Below are 1,464 nucleotides of genomic sequence, written 5' to 3'. Positions count from 1 at the left end.
TGATATGTACCCAGAATTCTGGACACATAAAAAATTGAATTAGGTGCACATGGATGCCTCTCTGAATTTTGTAGGAGGCATCCATTTTGTTTTCTCTTGGATTCTTTCGTTGTTGTAGTAATTTATGTAGCCGTCAACAGCCTTGGCAAATGTTTCAAAAGAGGAATACTCTTTTTCATGCCCGTAGAACATCTCGTTTTTCATCCGTCCAAAGAAGGTCTCCATGATGCAATTGTCGTAACAGTTGCCCTTCCTTGACATGGATTGAATGATTTTGTGATCTTTAAGTGCCTGCCTGAAGTACACGTGCTGGTACTGCCACCCTTGATCAGAGTGAAAGATCAGGCCATCTACAGAGGGAAACTTCGTAAAGGCGCCGGCCAACATTCTCTGGATCTGTTCCATATTGGCACTTTGAGATAAATCATAAGAAATGATTTCGTTTGTGTTCATGTCGAGTATAGGAGAGAGATAACACTTCCCCCACGAAAAACCGAACTGAGATACATCGGTAGTCCATTTTTGCATAGGAGCTGTCGTGCTGAAATCCCGGTCAAGGATATTCTCAGCAACCTTGCCGACCTCGCCCTTGTAGGAATGATACTTTTCCTTTGGGCGCTTTCCTGCCAACCCCATAGTGTGCATAAGCCGTTGTACCCGCTTATGATTGACCTTGTGGCCGCGCTTTATCAGTTCCTGATATACTCTTCGCACACCGTAGCGGCCTTTATGCTGTGAGAAAATGTCTTTGATTTCATCTGCCAAGCAATGGTTTCGAACAGCAACTTGATCGGCCTTGCTCAACTCAAAATAATAGGTAGACCGTGCCATCTGCATAGATTTCAACAGATATTTCAATTGGTATCCTTTTTCACGCAGCTCTTTGATGATCGCTGCTTTCTCGCCTTGAGTTGCGCTGCGTGCCTCTCTTCTCTCAAGGCGATCTCTTTTTTTATAACTTCATTCTCCGCCTTTATATACTCGTTTTCTGCCCGAAGCCGGATCAATTCTTCTCGTTCGGATTCATTCAGTGGCCTTGCTTCTTCCTTTTTCATTTGGGGTACCCCTTTACTTGGACGACCTTTTTTCATTTCTACCAGGCCATTATACCCCTTTGTTTTATAGTTTTGAACCCATTGATACAATAGTCTATCTTGAATACCGGCCTCGATTGCCACTGACACACAGGATTTTCCGGACATTACTTGGGATACTAGTTCCAGCCGTTCTTCTGGTGTCCAGTTCCTGTTGAAATTTTTGTGTTTCAGTGCTTCTGGACCGCGGCTATCCTCTGCTCTTACCCATAGTCTCACTTTATCCCGAAAGGATTTATCGCTAACACCTTCCGGCGTTTCTGTCCATTTTCCTTCTCGATACAGTTCTACACATTTCCTTTTGTACTCATATGTGTACCGCATAATAATACCCCCTCTACTGGGTGTCCAGTAAAGGGGGTACATATCA

The 1,464-nt window shown here is 43.9% G+C and carries 2 protein-coding genes; both read right to left on the bottom strand.

Features of this window, described 5'->3' with window-relative positions; genetic code table 11:
• Window positions 1-39 precede the first annotated feature (39 nt).
• On the bottom strand, window positions 40-879 hold the full coding sequence (locus ABUA09_RS18275) for an IS3 family transposase (RefSeq protein ID WP_154250173.1): 840 nt from the start codon (window positions 877-879) through the stop codon (window positions 40-42).
• A partial coding sequence (locus tag ABUA09_RS18270; protein ID WP_349949632.1) for a helix-turn-helix domain-containing protein occupies window positions 855-1,464 on the bottom strand: 610 nt, incomplete at its 5' end. The genes ABUA09_RS18270 and ABUA09_RS18275, both read right to left, overlap by 25 nt.

This window comes from Intestinimonas sp. RTP31139st1_F5_RTP31139_211217, assembly GCF_040226735.1.
Classification (GTDB): Bacteria; Bacillota; Clostridia; order Oscillospirales; family Oscillospiraceae; genus Intestinimonas; species Intestinimonas butyriciproducens.
The sequence above is the reverse complement of the archived record's forward strand: the minus strand, read 5'-3'. Positions and strand labels throughout refer to the sequence as shown.